This is a genomic window from Cryobacterium lactosi (assembly GCF_004403945.1).
Lineage (GTDB): Bacteria > Actinomycetota > Actinomycetes > Actinomycetales > Microbacteriaceae > Cryobacterium > Cryobacterium lactosi.
On record NZ_SOHM01000031.1, the window covers coordinates 425,143 to 443,122 of the forward strand.

The following is a 17,980-nucleotide window of genomic DNA, read 5'->3' on the forward strand; positions in this document are numbered from 1 at the left end:
GCGGTAGGGCGGGTGGACCCGATGGCAGGACGAGTAGACCCGGCGGTAGGGCGGGTGGACCCGACGGTAAGACGAGAAGACCCGCCGGCACGACGCGCAGACGTCCCGCTGCTCCCCGGGCGGTTTCTGGGCCGCCAGAGGGCATTTTCGGCTGGAGTATTTCGGGCTGGAGTACTGCCATCAGGGCCGCCCGCGACGTACTATCGCCTTGGGTGTCAGCCGACGCCCGGTTACGGCTACGGAGGTACGCAGTGGGCATCAATGACGACGACATCACCACATCCGGCGCGGATTCGAACGAGGGCACGGCGGATGGCGGTGCCAACCCGGCAGGCCACGACGGCGGTGCGGACGGCACCGCGGACGCCGGAGAGGGCACCGCTGACGGCGGCGCCAACCCGGCGGGCCACGACGGCGGTGCCGATGGCTCCGCCTCGAGCGAGGGCACCGCAGACGGCGGCGCCAACCCCGAAGGCCACGACGGCGGCGCCGACGGAACTGCCTGATGACGAGCGAGGGGCGCGGGACGAGAGATCGTCCCGCGCTCGCGCGCTTGCTGGCGGTGTCCCCGGATACCTTTGCCGCAGACAACTGGGACCGTCAGCCGCTCTTCACCCGAGCGGCCGCACTGCCAAGCCACTTCGATGACCTGTTCACTGCCGAGGCCGTCGACGAACTCGTCACCCACCGCGGACTGCGCACCCCGTTCGTGCGCATGGCGCGGGAGGGCACCGTGCTCGACCCCGGCCGCTACACGGCACCGGGCGGGCTCGGCGCAGAGATCGGCGACCAGGTCAGCGCCGACAAGGTACTCGACGAGTTCTCCGGCGGAGCCACCCTGGTGCTCCAGGGGCTGCACCGCACCTGGCCGCCGTTGGCCGACTTCACCCGGCAACTCATCACCGACCTCGGCCATCCCGTCCAGGTGAACGCCTACATCACGCCCGCGTCCGCCCGCGGCTTCGACCCTCACTACGACGTGCACGATGTCTTCGTTCTGCAGATCACGGGGGAGAAGCGCTGGCGCATCCACCCGCCGGTGCACCCACAGCCGCTCCGCGACCAACCGTGGACCGATCATCGGCGCGCCGTGGAGCTGCAGGCGCAGGCCGACCCGGCCATCGACGAGGTCTTCAGGCCGGGCGACGTGCTCTACCTGCCGAGGGGCTGGATCCACTCGGCAACCGCACTCGGGGGCACCTCGATCCACCTCACCCTCGGCGTTGCAGCCCTCACCCGCCACGACGTGTTACGCGAGGCCATCGCCCAGGCCGCGGTCGACACCAGCCTGCGCAGCGCCCTCCCACTCGGCATCGACCTCACGGATGCGGCGACAGTCGGCGCCCTGCTGGCCGACGTCGTGCAGGACCTGGCCCGCTACACGGCCGGCGACGACACCGGCGACGACAAGACGGCCCAAGCCCGGTCCCAGGCTCAGGCAGTGTCCGGTCGGCTGGCCCGCCGGGTGCGGCCCGGCGCCGAACCGATCGCGCCCCTGGCGACGACGGCCGCCGCCGCCGCACTGCACGAGGTCACCACGGTAAGCCTCCGCCGGGGACTCGATGCCCGGCTGCGGCAGGGTCTGGATCAGGCCGATGTCGCGCTGCTGCTGCCGGGCAAGACCGTGACGCTACCCGCGGAGGCCACCGACGCGCTGACCCAGATTCTCAGCGGACATACCTTGCAGGCCGGCGACCTGACCGGCCTTGACCCGGCCTCATCCCTCGTGGTCGCCCGGCGCCTGGTGCGCGAGGGTGTTCTGGTCGTGCGGTGAGCCTGCCCGACCTGCCCCACGCGCAGAGCGCAGCTCCCGGCTGGCTGCCGTGCAGCGATCGCTCGCTTGAGCGGGGCGATCCCCTCCTGGGCACGGCCGGTTACGGCGAACGGTGGTTCCTCGTCGAGATCGACGGGGCCTGGGGCGCGCACGCCTTCCTGCAGTCACCGCTGGACCCCGCGCTTGCCCGGGCCCTGGTCACCCGAATCGAATCCGCCGGCATCCGCCCGCTCGCCATCCGCCGCACCGGCCGCACCTCGCTACAGCGCCGCGCCCAGGCCGAGTGGCGTTGGGCGGCCGTGGACGCCAGGGTCGGCCATGAGAGAGTGCACTGGGGAGTGGTGTCCGACCCCGCCGAGCTGATGCGGGTGCCGCTGGACGGGTCGAGCGGCACACCGTCGACCGAGCCGCTCATCTGCGTGTGCACGCACGCCAGGCACGACCAGTGCTGCGCCGTGAAAGGGCGCCCGGTGGTCACCGCCCTTGCCGAGGTCTACCCGGCCGCCACCTGGGAGTGCTCGCACCTCGGTGGAGACAGGTTCGCGGCCACCATGATCCTGTTCCCGCACGGGCTGTACTACGGCCGGGTGAACGGTGCCGAGGCCCCCGGCCTGGTCGACGCCTACCTCCACGGCCGCATCGAACCGCGCTTGTTCCGCGGCCGAAGTTCACTGCCCAACGTGGTGCAGGCGGCGGCCGCGTTCGCCCGCGCCAATCGGGGCGACAACCGCATCGACGCATTCGAATACGAGTCCTGGACGGAGTCAGGGGGAGTGCACACCGTGAGCTTCAGGCACCCCGGAGAACACGCCGGAGAACACCTCGTGGTGAGGCTCGGCGAGACCCGGTCGGAGCCGCTTCTCAGCACCTGCGCAGCCGGCTCCGCCCAGCCGGTTCGGGAGTTCGAACTGCGCTCGATAGCTTCCCGGTGAGACCCCCCAACTGGAGGTGAATACGGGACCAAGGTCCCGGTTGGCGGACTCGCTCGAAGGGTAGTGTTCAGAACAGAGGGCGAACCACCGGCACCGTGGCATTAGCTGGTACCTCGTGGTCCTGCTCTCGTGGCCCGACTGGTGGGTGAAACACCCAGTCAGCGGGAAAGCCTCGATCCTACAAGGAGAGCACACCATATGACCGTCACAGATGGCATCAGAAGCGACCAGCACGGTCTCGCAGAAACCGGCCCGGCCGAATTCGTCAGCGGCCCGTGGCAGGACTCGATCAACCTGCGCGACTTCATCCAGCGCAACTACACGCCGTACCTCGGCGACGCCAGCTTCCTCGCCGGCGCCACCGAGCGCACCACCGGAATCTGGGCAAAACTGTCCGCGATGTTCCCGGTCGAGCGCGAAAAGGGCGTCTACGACATCGACGCGACCACCCCGTCGTCCATCACCGCGCACAAGCCCGGCTACATCGACAAGGACAACGAGGTCATCGTCGGCCTCCAGACCGACGCGCCGCTCAAGCGCGCGATCATGCCCTTCGGCGGCTGGCGCATGGTCGCCACCTCGCTCGAGACCTACGGCTACCCCGTGTCGCCCGAGCTCGAGACGATCTTCACCGACTACCGCAAGACCCACAACACCGCGGTCTTCGACGTCTACCCTCCCGGCGTGCGCCGTGCGCGCAGCAGCCACCTGATCACGGGCCTGCCGGATGCCTACGGCCGCGGCCGCATCATCGGCGACTACCGTCGTGTTGCCCTCTACGGCATCGACGCCCTGATCGCCGGCAAGAAGAACGACCGCGCCGAGCTGGACATGGAGCCCTCGACCGAGGACATCATCCGTGCCCGCGAGGAAAACTCGGAGCAGATCCGGGCCCTCAAGGAACTCGCCCAGATGGCCGCCAGCTACGGCTCGGACATCTCCAAGCCCGCCACCACCGCCAAGGAAGCCGTTCAGTGGCTGTACTTCGCGTACCTCGGTGCGGTCAAGGAGCAGAACGGTGCGGCAATGTCGTTCGGCCGTAACGCGGCCTTCCTCGACGCTTACATCGAGCGCGACCTCGCCGCAGGCACCCTGAACGAAGAGGGCGCCCAGGAGCTCATCGACGACCTCGTCATCAAGCTGCGCATCGTCCGCTTCCTCCGCACCCCGGAGTACGACGAGATCTTCGCCGGAGACCCCACCTGGGTCACCGAATCGCTCGCCGGCATCGGTGAAGACGGTCGCCCGCTCGTCACCAAGACCGCGTTCCGCTTCCTGCAGACCCTGTACAACGTGGGCCCCGCACCCGAGCCGAACCTGACCGTGCTGTGGAGCGACAAGCTCCCCGAGGGCTTCAAGCGCTTCTGCGCCCAGGTCTCGATCGACACCTCGGCCATCCAGTACGAGTCCGACGAACTGATCCGCAACGAAATGGGTGACGACGCCGCAATCGCATGTTGCGTCTCCCCGATGCGGGTCGGCAAGCAGATGCAGTTCTTCGGAGCCCGCGTCAACGCCGTCAAGGCGCTGCTGTACTCGATCAACGGCGGCAAAGACGAGGTATCCGGCAAGCAGATCGCGCCGGCCACCGCCCCGAACACCGACGAGATCCTCGACTACGAGACCGTCTTCCCGGCCTACCTCGAGACCCTCGAGTGGCTCGCCGAGACCTACGTCACCGCGCTGAACTGCATCCACTACATGCACGACAAGTACGCGTACGAGCGCCTCGAGATGGCACTGCACGACAAGGAAATCATCCGCACCCTGGCCTGCGGCATCGCCGGCCTGAGCGTGGTTGCCGACTCGCTGTCCGCCATCAAGTACGCCACGGTCCGTCCGGTCCGCGACGAGACCGGCCTGGTCGTCGACTACACCGTCGAAGGCGAATTCCCCACCTTCGGCAACGACGACGACCGCGTCGACGTCATTGCGGTGGACGTCATGGAACGCTTCATGACCATGATCCGCAAGCACCCGACCTACCGGGACGCCATCCACACCCAGTCGATTCTGACGATCACGTCCAACGTGGTCTACGGCAAGGCCACCGGCAACACGCCCGATGGTCGCCGCAAGGGTGAGCCGTTCGCACCGGGTGCCAACCCGATGAACGGCCGCGACACGCACGGCATGCTCGCGTCGGCGCTCAGCGTCGCCAAGCTTCCGTACAGTGAAGCGCAGGACGGCATCTCGCTGACCAACACCGTCGTTCCGAGCGGCCTCGGCCACACCAAGGACGAGCAGATCACCAGCCTGGTCGGCCTGCTCGACGCCTTCACGTCGGCCACCGGTTACCACCTGAACGTCAACGTGCTCAACAAAGAGACGCTCGAAGACGCGATGCTGCACCCGGAGAACTACCCGCAGCTGACCATCCGTGTTTCCGGCTATGCCGTGAACTTCGTTCGCCTCACCCGCGAGCAGCAGATGGATGTCATCAGCCGCACGTTCCACTCGCACTAAAGAACACCCTTAACAGATGACCGGCAACGCTAGGTAGGACGAGACCATGACCGCGATCAACCTCGGCTTCCCTAGCGTTGCCTGTCCTGTTGTAGAACTTTCCGGAGAGCACGTCGACTTGTCGGCGCCCGTCTCCGACGACGTCAGCGCCCTCAACGACGCCGACCGCAAGGCCGAGCTGCACACCCTCGAGATGAAGGCGATCCGAGAGGGCACCGTCGCCAGTGTGCACTCCTGGGAGCTGGTGACCGCCGTCGACGGCCCCGGCACCCGCATGACCCTGTTCCTCTCCGGCTGCCTCTTGCGCTGCCAGTACTGCCACAACCCCGACACGTGGAAGATGCGCGACGGCCTCGTCACTCCCATCGAGGAACTCGTCGCCCGGATGACCCGATACCTGGGCGTCTTCAAGGCCACCAACGGTGGCCTCACCATCTCCGGCGGCGAACCGCTGATGCAGCCCGCCTTCGTCAAGCGGATGTTCAAGGAGGCCCACGCCCTGGGCGTGCACACCACCCTGGATACCTCCGGCTACCTCGGCAAGAGCGCCTCTGACGAGATGCTCGACAACATCGACCTCGTGCTGCTCGACGTGAAGTCGGGCCTGCCCGAGACCTACAAGAAGGTCACCGGCCGCGAACTCGCGCCCACCATCGCGTTCGGCGACCGTCTCGCCGAGCGCAATATCCCGGTCTGGGTGCGCTTCGTGCTGGTGCCCGGGCTCACAGACGCCGTCGACAACGTCGAAGCCGTTGTCGACATCGTGAAGAGCTGGCCCAACGTCCAGCGCGTCGAAGTGCTGCCCTTCCACCAGATGGGCGAGGACAAGTGGGACCGTCTGAGCATCCCCTACCCCCTCCACGGCGTGCACCCGCCCGAGAACGAACTGCTGAACCGGGTGCGCGGCCAGTTCGAGGCGCGCGGTCTCACCGTCTTCTAAAAATCAGACACACCGACCGATACCGGCCTTACGCATATAAATGTGTAAGGCTGTTTTCGCTTTGACCAGCACTTTTGCCTACGCGAAACCGCGGCCAGGGACTTTGTACCCTGACTGGGAAAACCGGACGCTGCCAGACTGTGAGTATCTTCAGAATCACAACGAAAGGCAACACCGTGTCAACAGCAACAGTTCCGGCCACCACCCTGGGCGACACCAAGGTCAAGGTCCTCAAGCTCATCGGTTGGGCCGGAATTCTCGGCGCCGTCGTCATGATCATCGGCGGAGGCGTGGTCTGGGGCGTCGTCTCCTCGCAGCTCGCTGCCGAGAAGATCACCGTCGCCGAGGATGCGTCCTTCCTCGCCGGTGCCCCGGTCGTCGGACCGTTCTCCGCGTACGCGCAGGCCGACATCATCAACCACCACGCCCTCGCCATGGCCGGAGACAAGACCTACGCCGAGCTCGACAAGGAAGACCCGCTGCGCGCGACGGTCATGAACGCGTCGTTCCTGCGTACCTCGCTCTTCACCTCGGTCGTCTCCTTCGGTGTCTCGGCCTTCGCCATCGGCATGGGCGTGCTGTCCGGCCTGTTCGGCTGGGCCATCCTGACCCTCGCTCCGGCCTGGCCCAAGAAGACCACCGCCACGGGCGTCCGCGCGTAGTCGTCACCCCTCAGAACGACCCGGCAGCCAGCTGCCGGGTCGTTCTTTCGTTTCCGGGCGGTTACAAAACGGGCCGCACGTAGCCGGGGGCACGACGCTGGCCCTAGTGTGAGCCCGGGGCCGGAAAAAACTCACGGCGCCCACCTACATGGGGGACAGATGAGCGCGCACCTTTCGTCACGCATCCGACGTGCAATAGCGGGACTCGCGCTCGTGGCGCTGCTGGCCGGAAGCGCCGCGGCAGTGCCGGCAGAGCGTGCGGCGGCGGCACCCGTGGCATCCGTGCTGAGCGCCGCCACGGCACCGACGCCGGCCGGATGGTTGCACACCTCCGGCGGCAGCATCGTCACCGCCTCCGGTGCTCCTTACGTGGTCAAGGGCGTGTCCTGGTTCGGCCTGGAGACCTCGAACTGCGCCCCGCACGGCCTCTGGACCATTTCGCTGGCCGCCGGCCTGGCGCAGATCAAGTCGATGGGCTTCACCACAGTACGAGTGCCGTTCTCCAACGAGTGCCTGGCCGCCGCCTCGACGAGCTCGATCAACTACGCGGTCAACCCCGACCTGGCCGGCAAGACGCCGCAACAGGTGCTCGACGTCCTGATCAGCAAGGCCGCCGCCGCCGGGCTGAATGTCATCCTGGACCGGCACCGCCCGGATTCCGGCTCGCAGTCCGAACTCTGGTACACCGCCCAGTACAGCGAGGCGCGCTGGATCGCCGACTGGACCGCGCTGGCGACCCGGTACCTCAACGACCCCACCGTGATCGGCTTCGACCTGCACAACGAGCCGCACGGGCCGGCCTGCTGGGGCTGCGGTAACGCCGCCACCGACTGGCAGGCGGCCGCCACCCGCGGCGGTAACGCCGTGCTGGCCGTCAACCCGAAACTCCTGATCCTGGTCGAGGGCATCGAGAACCAGGCCTCGGGCTCGTCCACCTGGTGGGGCGGCGGATTGAGTGGCGTCGCGGCCAAGCCCGTGACCCTCAAGGTGGCCAACCAGGTCGTGTATTCACCGCACGACTACCCCGCGTCGGTCTACCCGCAGACCTGGTTCGGCGCGGCTGACTACCCGGCGAACCTCACCGGCGTGTGGGACGCCAACTGGGGCTACATCAGCAAGCGGGGCATCGCGCCGGTGCTGGTGGGCGAGTTCGGCAGCAAGCTCGAGACGACCTCGGACGCCCAGTGGATGAACTCCCTGGTGGGCTATCTGTCGGCCAACCAGATCAGTTTCGCCTACTGGTCGTTCAATCCCAACAGCGGCGACACCGGCGGCATCATCGCCGACGACTGGGTCACGCCGCAGACGGCCAAGCTCGCCGTGCTGGCACCGCTGCTGTCCGGGGGTGTGACGCCGACGCCGACGCCGGTGCCGACGCCGACTGCGACGCCCAAGCCGACCGCGACGCCCACGCCCACTGTGACGCCCAAGCCGACGGCCACGCCGACGCCGACTGTGACGCCCAAGCCGACCGCGACGCCGACGCCGACGGCGACGCCGAAGCCGACTGTGACGCCGAAGCCGACCGCAACGCCCAAGCCGACCGCAACGCCGACGCCGACCGCGACTCCGGTGCCGGCCGCCGGCGCGACGGTCGCCTGGAAGCTGCAGAGCTCCTGGAGCGCGGGCTACGTCGCCGACATCGTGGTCACCGGCACCACAGGGGTGACTGGCTGGACCGTGACCTGGCCGGATTCGACGGCGACCGGGATCGTGAACGCCTGGGGGATGACCTGCACGCTCAAGGCCAAGGTCTCGATCACCTGTACCGGCGCCGACTGGGCCGGCCGGGTGGCCTCAGGCCAGACCGTGCGCGTCGGGCTTCAGGTGGCGGCCAGCGCTGCCCCGGCGTCACCGAAGCTGACGGTCACGACCAGGTAACCGTGTCGAGGTCGCGTTTGGAGGTCGCTAGTACTCGGTCGCGGCTTCGGCGTCTTCGCCCCAGCTCGCGATGCGCGGCGGCATGGGGTACTCGTGGGTGCCGCTGGCGGCCAGCACCTCGACACTCACAACACGGGGAGCGGTCGTGCCGGCCTGGCTCACGAACCAGCCGCCGACCAGCACCACATCGCTCACCGTGGACGCCACTCCGACTCCGGTGACGGTGAACGCCCCGTAGGCCGGGTCGGTGAAGTTCACCGAGACGAGGTCGCCGTGCGCTACGACGGGGGCAGTACCGCCCGCGCCGGGCGCGGCGTCGTCGTCGGGCTCGAGCTGCTGCAGGGCTTGCAGGGACTTGTGCGGCTTGAGATTCTGCTCGATGGACCGGCCGCCGATGGTGAGGGTCTTCACCGACGCTGAGATGAACGCGGCGCCGTCGATCGTGAAGGCCCCGTACCGCTTGGTCAGGAACATGGCTGAGATGGGCGTTCCGGATTCCACGGTGGCGATCGCATCCGTGAGCGCCTTGACGTTGCGCCTGCTGGGCACATTGGGCATAACCGGTCCGGCCATTTTTCCTCCAGAGAACGTGACACGCAACTCTAACGCCGCGGGCAGGCGCGCTGCTCGAACCGGCCCGTCCGCGAGACGGCGCACTGCCCCTGTTCGAGGGTCTCGGCAAGCCCCTAGCGGAGCCGACTTCGGCGGCATTGAGTGGGTTACCACCGGTGCGATCCGGCGTACCGGCATGTGTGGAGGGGTGGGCATTCCAGCGATGGTGAGCAACGGCACAAACGGCATGAACGGAACTGGAGTCACCCCGGCGCGGTCGTTCGGTGGCGTCGTCGTGGGCCTGCTCGGCCTGGTCGCGACAAGCGCGATCGCCGGCCTGCTCGTCACGGTGAGCCTGGCCCCCGTCGTGGCGCTCACCGGCGTTACGACGAGCAGCACGATCAACGTCTTCGAGACCCTGCCGGACTACCTTGAGATCGAGCCGCTCGCCCAGCGCAGCAATATCTACGCCACCCAGTCGGACGGCTCACCCGTGCTGCTGGCGACTCTGTACGACCAGAACCGCGTCGAGGTCGGGTGGGACGACATCGGACAGAACGTCAAGGACGCGGCAATCGCCGGCGAAGACCCGCGGTTCTACGAGCACGGCGGCGTCGACCTGCAGGGCACCATGCGCGGTGCGCTGACCACGGCGTTCAAGGGAAGCGTGCAGGGTGGTTCGTCAATCACCCAGCAATACGTGAAGAACGTGCTGGTGCAGAAGTGCGAGATGCTGCCCACCGAGAAGGAGATCTCGGACTGCTACGAGGCGGCCACGGTGACGACGCCAACCCGCAAGCTCAAGGAGATGCGGCTGGCGATCGGCGTAGAGAAGAAATACGCGAAGATCGACATCCTGCGCCAATACCTCAACATCGCCGGCTTCGGCGGCCGGGTCTACGGCATCGAGGCCGCGGCCTCTTACTACTACGGAAGCACGGCGGCCGACCTCACACTGGCGCAGGCGGCCAGCCTGCTCGCAATCGTGAACAACCCGGGCAAGTTCAGGCTCGACCGGCCGGCCAGCGAGACCAATGGTGCGGCCAACGGTTACCAGGACAACCGACTGCGGCGCGACTACATCCTCGGCTCGATGCTCAAGTACGGCAAGATCACGCAGGCCGAGTTCGACGCGGCCGTCGCTGCACCCATCGAGCCCAACATCAACGAGCCCAGCACCGGATGCCAGACCGCCGGCGCGAACGCCTACTTCTGCGACTACGTCATCCACGTCTTGGCAGGCGACCCGGTCTTCGGCGACGATGAGGAGGCCCGGATCACCAACATCCGCCGGGGCGGTTTCGACGTGTACACGACCCTGGACCTCGACCTGCAGAACGCGGCGATCACGACGATGAACGACAACGTGCCGAAGTCCCTCGCCGGCTGGGACGTCGGCGGAGTCATTTCCAGCGTCGAGGTCGGCACCGGCCGGGTTCTCGCCATGACGCAGAACAAGGACTACAGCCAGGACCCGGAGGTGCAGGCCACCGGGGACAACTGGAGCAGTGTGAACTACAACACCGACTTCGCCACCGGCGGGTCCCGCGGCTTCCAGCCCGGCTCCACTTACAAGGTTTTCACCCTCGCGGAATGGCTGAACACCGGCCATTCGCTGGATGAGCGTGTCGACTCCGCGCCCCGATCCCAATGGGGCACCTTCAACGACAGTTGCCTCGGCCCGCAGAACTACGATTCGGAGGGGTGGAGCCCCAAGAACGACGCCAATGAATCCGGCGGCAACTACAGTGCCCTCGAATCCACCATCGGCTCGATCAACACCGGCTTCATCGGCATGGCCAAGCGGCTCGACCTCTGCGGGATCCGGAAGATGGCGGAGGCGTTCGGCGTGCACCGCGCCGACGGCGACCCCCTCAGCCAGAGTGCCTCGGCCGTGATCGGCACCAACGAGATCGCCCCGTTGAGCATGGCCGTGGCGTTCGCGGGAATTGCCAACCAGGGCGTCACCTGCAGCCCCATCGTGATCGACAAGATGATCGATTCCGACGGCACCGAGGTCCCGATCCCGGAGTCGAAATGCGCGCAGTCCGTCAGTCCGGAAGTCGACCGGCAGATGATCACCGCACTGAGCCAGGTGCTGACAAAGGGCACCGCCGTGCAATCGCACTCCGCGACGGTACCGAATGTGCCGATGTTCGGCAAAACTGGAACCACCGACGGCGCCAAGGACACCTGGATGAGTGGGGCGAGCAGCAAGGTCGCCACCGTTGTCGGAGTCGTGACCGTCAACGGAGACGCCAATCAGCGCGCACGCAACTTCTTCAGCGGGCCCGCCGCCACTGCACGGCACCGGATGTGGCCCGTCGTGATGTCGGTGGCGAACGCCAAATACGGCGGTGACCCGTTTCCCGGGGTGCCCATTGCCCCTGTGCCGCAGGATGAGGCCGACGAGGAGGATCCCGGCCAGGATGTTCCGGCCCCGGATGTTCCCGACGAGAACGACTAGGCGCTCCGCGTCGACCACAGGTCGAACGGTGGCGTTCCGGAGCCGGCCGCCCGCCGCGGACGGGGCGTGCTGATCGGTGCCCTCTCCGCCTGGCCGTCGGCTGCTTTGGCCGCCTTGGCCTGGGCCCTGGTGCGTTCCCTGGCCACCGTGACCAGGTCCCACATGCCCTCACCGGTCACCGACACCCCGCGGGCGCCGGAGCGCCTGGTGCGGCCACGCACCAGCATCAGCTCGGTCTGGAATACCCCGCCGCCGATGCGCTCCTGGGCGTCGTGGAAGAACACGACGTTGGCCACCGGACCGGTGCCGTCGTCGAGGCTGACGAACACCACCCGCCGGCCGCCCCGCATGGGCGGTGTGTTCGTGGCCCGGCGCACGCCGGCCAGGAGCACGTCGGTGCCGCCGGGCAGGTTGGCCAGCCGTGAGGCCGGGGTGACGCCGAGTTCGGCGAACAGCGGGTAGTACTTGCGCATCCGGTGGTCGGAGACGGCCAGCCCGGTGTCGAGCAGCTCGAGGTCGGACTGGGTGCGGCCGCGCAATTGCAGCGACGTGACGGCATCGAAGCGCGCACCCTCATACTCCAGCACCGGCAGCGGCACCTCGAAGGCCAGCTGGTCGTCGGCGATGGTGATGGCCGTGCCGCGCAGCGACTGGATGTGCGCAAGCAGCTCGTGCCGGCGGGTGCGGTCATGGCCGATGAAGCTGTCGAGCGCGCCGATCCGGGCGAGGGCCTCGAAGGTGCGCCGGCGCGGGCGCACCCGATCGCGGAAATCCTGCAGCGACGTGAACGGCTGGTGCCGCACGATGCGGGCCCGCTCGGCGTCGCTCGAGCCGTTCAGCTCGGGCAACGGCATCCGGATGCCCTGGCCGGCGCCGACGGACTCCACCCGGTAGTCCAGGGCGCTGTGCTGCACGTCGAGGCCCAGCACCGGCACGCCGAGCACCCTGGCCTCGGCCACGAGGAGGTCCTTGGGCCACATTCCCGGATCGTGGGTGAGCAGGCCGGCCAGGAACGCCGCCGGGTGATGGGTCTTCAGCCAGGCGGACTGGTAGGTGGGCAGGGCGAACGCGGCCCCGTGCGCCTTGGCGAAGCCGAAGCTGCCGAAGCCTGCCAGCACCGTCCAGACCCGATCTATGGTGCCGGCGTCGAACCCGCGCGCCAGTGCGTTCTCGCGCACATACGCCTCGATCACGTCCAGCTGTTCCGGCCGGCCCAGGTGTCGGCGCAGCACGTCGGCGTGGCCGAGCCCGCAGCCGGTGAGCTCGTCGAAGAGTCGCATCACCTGTTCGTGGAAGATGACGACGCCGTTGGTCTCGCGCAGGATCGGTTCGAAGCGGGGGTGGATGTAATCGGGGGCGACCTCGCCGTGCCGGGCCTCGAGGTAGCGCAGTGGCATGTTGTTCTTCATCGGACCGGGCCGGAAGAGCGAGATCTCCACGGTGAGGTCGTTGAACACCTCCGGCTGCAGTTTGCCGACCAGTTCCATCTGGCCGGGGGATTCGATCTGGAAGATGCCCAGGGTGCGGGTGGAGCGGATGAGCTCGTAGGTGGCCGGGTCGTCCAGCGGCACCCGGTCCAGGTCGATGTGCTCGCCGGTGAGCCTGTGGTGTTCCTCGACGGCGTGGGCCATGGCCGATTGCATGCGCACGCCGAGGATGTCGAGCTTGATCAGGCCCATCGGATCCATGTCGTGCTTGTCGAACTGCGACATCGGCAGGCCCATCCCCGAGGCCTGCACCGGGGTGCGGTCCAGCAGCGAGGAATCGGAGAGGATGACACCGCACGGGTGCACCGAGATGTGCCGGGGCAACCTGTCCAGCCTGGCGGTGAGGTCCACCAGCAGATCCAGCTGAGCGGACTCCCGCACCTCGGCGGCCAGTTCCTCCAGCTCGGGCTTCTCGGCCAGGGCGGCCCGGAAGTCGCGAGCGTTGAACCGCCACATCTGCTTGGCGATGGTGGCGACCTGGGTGTCCGGCATGCCGAGGGCCAGTCCGGCGTCTCGGACCGCACCGCGACCCCTGTAGGCGTTGGTCATCGACATCAGCGACACCCGGCTGGCGCCGAACGTGTCGAAGACCTTGCGGTAGATGTCGTGCCGTCTGGCCGATTCCACATCGAGGTCGATATCGGGCAGTGTCTGTCGTTCCGGGGAGAGGAATCGCTCCCAGAGCAGGCCGTTGCCGAGGGGTTCAACCGACGAGGTGTGCAGGGCATAGTTGAGTACCGAGCCCACGCCGGAGCCGCGTGCCTGGATGCGGATGCCCATGTCCCGCACGATGTCGGCGACCTTGGCGACAGTCAGGAAGTAGCTGGCGAAGCCGAGCGACTGCACTGTAGACATCTCGTGGGCGAGCCTGTCGTGCGCCGCCGTGAGCAGCGGCCGGCCGGCCTCGGCGTAGCGCTCGTCGATGCCGTGGCGGGCGCGGGCCCACAGCTCGGCGAGCGGGTCGCGGGTGACTCCGATCACGCTGGCCTCCGGCATCCGTGGCCGGCCGAGCCCGATGTCGGCGGCCGGGTCGAGCGCGCAGCGTTCGGCGAGTTCGTGGGTGTCTCGCAGCAGCCGCGCCAACGCGCCGTCGCTGTGCTGCCCGGCGTCGACGACCATGCGGGCCACCTGCCGCATGGCCGCCGCCGGCTTGAGCCAGGCCTGGCCGTTCACCTGCAGGCTCGTGGCCTCCTGCAGTTGGGCGAGCGGCGTGAGGTGCCTGGCCGCATCGGCGAGGTCGGCGGTGACCGCCTCGTCGGCCGTGCCGTAACGGACGGCGTTGCTGAGCACGGCGGGCAGCCGGGTGTGCTCGGCCAGCGCGAGCATCCGCGTGGCCGGAGCGACGCTGCCCGGCATGCCCGGTTCGGCAAGATGGCAGACGATCTCGAGAGCGATCGACTGCGGCGGCATGACCCGTTGCCAGTCGGCCAGGTTCGCCCTGGCCTGCAGGTTGTCGCGGCGGTCGACGGCACGACCGACATCAGAGGCCGGGCCGAGCAGCACCGTCAACGAGTTCAGGCCGGCGAGTTCGGCCAGGCGACCGCGTGGAATACTCGGCGGGTGACCGTTCAGGCGAACGGTTGTCTCGTGGGCGCTGGAGACCGCCCGGCAGAGCGCCGCGTAGCCGCGGCCGGCGCTACTGGGATCAGAACCGCCGCCATGCGCCAGGACCACGATCCGGCCGAGCGGGGTGAGAGTGTCGTCGTCGTGCACCTCGAGGTCGGCGCCGAGCCCCGGGCGGATGCCGGCCGCCTGGCACGCGCGCACGTGCTTGACGGCCCCGTACAGGCCGTCCCGGTCGGTGACGGCCAGGAATGTGGCCCCATCGGCCGCAGCCTGCTCGGCGAGAGCCTCCGGCAGGGTCACGCCATAGTGCGTCGAGTAGGCGCTGGCGACATGCAGGTGCGGAAAACTCATCGTGACGACGTCACCCCCAGTCGAGAGCGAGCACCCAGGTGCCGTCGGCGTCGTGGCGCAGGTCATACCGGTGCTGGTCCTCGTCGCCCTTCGCGGCATCCACCCGCCACAGCTCGGTGTCGATGCGGGTGGGCGTGCCGTTGTTCTCCCACCAACGGGTTCGGCTGAAAACGGCCTGGGGCTGCCCGATGATGGTGTGTTCGAAACGGTCCCAGACGAAGGCTCGGGGGTCGCCGTCAGCGGAGAGCTCGACCTGCACCGCTGCGTCGATGATCTGGGGCATGAGGGTCACCTTCCACGCTTCATTTCGAACAAATGTTCGAGATTCGAAAGTGTACGTCACTCCTCCGACAGGCGCCAGCGGAGTGGCCGGACCAGGTTGGTGGGGGAGCCGGGGGTAGACCACACGACGGTGCGGGGGCACTCTGGTGTTCCATGTCGACGAATCCGGAGTTCACGCAGATCAATCCGCTCTTCGCCCGCCCCGGTGAGGATGCCAGGGTTCCCCGCCACACACTGGCGCCGGGCTCGATGGGGCCCGAAACGGCCTACCAGATCATCCACGATGAGATCATGCTGGACGGAAACTCCAGGCTCAACCTGGCGACCTTCGTGGGCACCTGGATGGACGAGGCGGCACGCAAGCTCTATGCCGAGGCCTTCGACAAGAACATGATCGACAAGGACGAGTACCCGCAGACCGCGGCCATCGAGGACTACTGCTGGCACATCATCGCCGACCTGTGGCACGCGCCGGAGCCGCGAGCGACCATCGGCACGTCGACCATCGGGTCGTCAGAGGCCTGCATGCTCGGCGGGCTGGCCTTCAAACGCCGCTGGCAGCAGGCCCGGCGCGCTGCCGGGCTGCCCACGGACAAGCCCAATCTGGTGATGAGCAGCGCCGTACAGGTCTGCTGGGAGAAATTCTGCAACTACTGGGAGGTCGAGGCGCGCCTGGTGCCGGTGACCGATGAGCACCCGTGCCTGGACGGGCACGACCTGGCGGCGTACGTCGACGAGAACACCATCGGGGTGGTGGCGATCATGGGCGTCACGTACACCGGCATCTACGAGCCGGTGCAGGAGATCGCGGCAGCCCTCGACGCGATCCAGGCGAGGACGGGGATCGACGTGCCGATCCACGTCGACGCGGCGTCAGGCGGCATGATCGCGCCGTTCCTGCAGCCGGAGGTGGTGTGGGACTTCAGGTTGGAGCGAGTGCACTCGATCAGCACCTCCGCCCACAAGTACGGCCTGGTGTACCCCGGGTTGGGTTGGGTGGTCTGGCGCAGCCGGGACCTGATGCCCGAGGAACTGATCTTCAACGTGAGCTATCTCGGCGGAGACATGCCGACCCTGGCGCTGAACTTCTCCCGGCCGGGCGCCCAGGTGCTGCTGCAGTACTTCCTGTTCCTGCGGCTCGGTTTCGAGGGCTACCGCATCGTGCAGCAGACCTCGCAGGACGTCGCCAAGTTCCTGTCGAAGGGCATCGCGGACCACGGTGCCTTCACCCTTGTCAGCGACGGATCCGACATTCCGGTTTTTGCCTGGAGCCTTGCCGACGGGCACACCGACAAGTGGAATCTGTACCATCTGTCCGACCGACTCCGTGCCAGAGGGTGGCTGGTGCCGGCGTACCCGATGCCGGACAACCTGTCCGATCGCACTGTGCAGAGGATCGTGGTGCGGAACGGGTTGAGCCTGGACCTCGCATCAAGGCTGCTCACCGCGATCACCGAGGAGACCGCGTATCTCGACAAGCTGGAAAGCGCGATGCCGATTGAGGACCAGCACCCGGGGTTCTCGCACTGAGCCGGGTGGTGGCACTCGGCTGAGTAGTCGGTCAGAATGACCGGCGATTTTCGCAATGTGAGCCGGCCGAGCGTAGCATTTCCCTGGGACGCATTCCCTAGGCGGACCCGTGAGAAGGTACCAATGACGCTCAACGTCGAGCCTGAGATCGCCACGCAGGCAACGCCAGAATCGGCCCCATCGGATGCATCGGGATCCCAGGCCTTTGAGTCTCAGGCGGGGGAGGCAGCCAAGGCCGAAACGCCGGTCGCGTTGGTGACCGGAGCGGGCTCGGCTCTGGGGAGGGCGGTCGTCGCCAAGCTCCTCGCGAACGGCTACGCGGTCACCGGTATCGACGACAGGGAAACCGACCTTCTCGGCGAACAGCACCAGGTCTTGGTGAGTGACATGGGCACAGAGGACGGCGCCCGGTGGGCGGTCTCGGAGGTCGTCGACACCTTCGGCAGGCTCGACTCCGCCGTTCTCCTGGCGGATGTGGGCGGGTCCCGGGCCATCCACGTGCCCGGAACCGCCGCAGAAGGGGAGCTCCTCCTCGCTCGCAATTTGAACAGCATCGCCCTGGGCATCAAGTCGGCCGTCGAGGGGCTGTCCCTCGACGGGCACCGCAGCATCGTGGCCACGGCATCCGTTGCCGGTCTGCTCGCGGACCCGGGCAACTGGGCCTACCACGCCTCCAAGATCGCCATAATCGACCTGGTGCGCTCCTCCGCGCTGACCTATGCGGCCAGGGGCATCAGGATCAACAATGTGGCGGCCGGCCTGCTGAGGGCAGACGATCTGAGCGACACTCCGGCCGATCAGACCTTCGGACGGGACTTCTCCCGCCGGATCCCGCTGTTCAGACTGGCCCAGCCCGAGGAGATCGCGTCGGTGATCGCCTTTCTGTTGTCCCCGGCCGCGTCGTACGTGACGGGCACCACTCTCGCCGTCGACGGCGGGCTGACGGCATCCGCCGGGCTGGTCTTCTGAGCACGATGCGTCCGCACTAAGCTGCGAATGCCCTGACCAAATAGCCGCGGTCCGTGGACGGGTTGACCGGCATGGCAGAATGTCGCTCCGGGGCAATTCCAGGGGCAATCTCTCGTGGCGT

13 protein-coding genes are annotated in these 17,980 nt (G+C 67.7%); 10 read left to right on the forward strand and 3 right to left on the reverse strand.

Going from position 1 to position 17,980, the window contains the following annotated elements; translation table 11 throughout:
* Nucleotides 1–251 precede the first annotated feature (251 nt).
* From E3T61_RS15585 to E3T61_RS15615, 7 genes are all read left to right on the forward strand, one after another.
* Complete coding sequence (locus E3T61_RS15585; protein ID WP_134641728.1) at nucleotides 252–506, forward strand: BatC protein; 255 nt, start codon at nucleotides 252–254, stop codon at nucleotides 504–506.
* Nucleotides 506–1,774 (forward strand): cupin domain-containing protein, encoded by a 1,269-nt coding sequence (locus tag E3T61_RS15590; protein WP_134641729.1) that lies wholly within the window; start codon nucleotides 506–508, stop codon nucleotides 1,772–1,774. Before E3T61_RS15585 ends, E3T61_RS15590 begins: the two co-directional genes overlap by 1 nt.
* A complete protein-coding gene (locus E3T61_RS15595) occupies nucleotides 1,771–2,706 on the forward strand; it encodes a sucrase ferredoxin (protein WP_198418708.1) in 936 nt (311 codons plus the stop codon). Before E3T61_RS15590 ends, E3T61_RS15595 begins: the two co-directional genes overlap by 4 nt.
* A 198-nt stretch (nucleotides 2,707–2,904) precedes the next feature.
* A complete protein-coding gene (gene pflB / locus E3T61_RS15600) occupies nucleotides 2,905–5,172 on the forward strand; it encodes a formate C-acetyltransferase (RefSeq protein WP_134641730.1) in 2,268 nt (755 codons plus the stop codon).
* A gap of 46 nt (nucleotides 5,173–5,218) precedes the next feature.
* Nucleotides 5,219–6,112 carry a pyruvate formate-lyase-activating protein gene (pflA, locus tag E3T61_RS15605; RefSeq protein WP_198418709.1) on the forward strand — a complete coding sequence of 298 codons (894 nt, stop codon included), beginning with the start codon at nucleotides 5,219–5,221 and terminating at the stop codon, nucleotides 6,110–6,112.
* A 176-nt stretch (nucleotides 6,113–6,288) separates the two neighbouring features.
* Nucleotides 6,289–6,774, forward strand: a complete 486-nt coding sequence (locus tag E3T61_RS15610; protein ID WP_134641731.1) for an aromatic ring-opening dioxygenase LigA — start codon at nucleotides 6,289–6,291, stop codon at nucleotides 6,772–6,774.
* Between the two features lie 159 nt (nucleotides 6,775–6,933).
* A complete protein-coding gene (locus E3T61_RS15615) occupies nucleotides 6,934–8,655 on the forward strand; it encodes a glycoside hydrolase family 5 protein (RefSeq protein ID WP_134641732.1) in 1,722 nt (573 codons plus the stop codon).
* A 27-nt stretch (nucleotides 8,656–8,682) separates the two neighbouring features.
* Here the strand turns inward: E3T61_RS15615 and E3T61_RS15620 are convergent, their stop codons facing one another.
* On the reverse strand, nucleotides 8,683–9,228 hold the full coding sequence (locus E3T61_RS15620; RefSeq protein WP_166793267.1) for a hypothetical protein: 546 nt from the start codon (nucleotides 9,226–9,228) through the stop codon (nucleotides 8,683–8,685).
* Nucleotides 9,229–9,415: 187 nt separating this feature from the next.
* Between E3T61_RS15620 and E3T61_RS15625 the strand changes: the two genes are divergently transcribed.
* Entirely contained in the window at nucleotides 9,416–11,674 is a 2,259-nt protein-coding gene (locus tag E3T61_RS15625; protein ID WP_166793268.1) for a transglycosylase domain-containing protein, read from the forward strand.
* On the opposite strand, the gene E3T61_RS15630 is transcribed toward E3T61_RS15625, so the two are convergent.
* Entirely contained in the window at nucleotides 11,671–15,078 is a 3,408-nt protein-coding gene (locus E3T61_RS15630; RefSeq protein WP_166793269.1) for a DNA polymerase III subunit alpha, read from the reverse strand. The two genes, E3T61_RS15625 and E3T61_RS15630, sit on opposite strands and share 4 nt — an antisense overlap.
* Nucleotides 15,079–15,088: 10 nt before the next feature.
* Nucleotides 15,089–15,361, reverse strand: a complete 273-nt coding sequence (locus E3T61_RS15635; protein WP_130177403.1) for a hypothetical protein — start codon at nucleotides 15,359–15,361, stop codon at nucleotides 15,089–15,091.
* A 152-nt stretch (nucleotides 15,362–15,513) separates the two neighbouring features.
* Between E3T61_RS15635 and gad the strand changes: the two genes are divergently transcribed.
* Complete coding sequence (gene gad / locus E3T61_RS15640) at nucleotides 15,514–16,890, forward strand: glutamate decarboxylase (RefSeq protein WP_134641736.1); 1,377 nt, start codon at nucleotides 15,514–15,516, stop codon at nucleotides 16,888–16,890.
* Between the two features lie 123 nt (nucleotides 16,891–17,013).
* Nucleotides 17,014–17,859, forward strand: coding sequence for an SDR family NAD(P)-dependent oxidoreductase (locus tag E3T61_RS15645; protein ID WP_166793270.1), 846 nt, complete (start codon nucleotides 17,014–17,016; stop codon nucleotides 17,857–17,859).
* Nucleotides 17,860–17,980 lie beyond the last annotated feature (121 nt).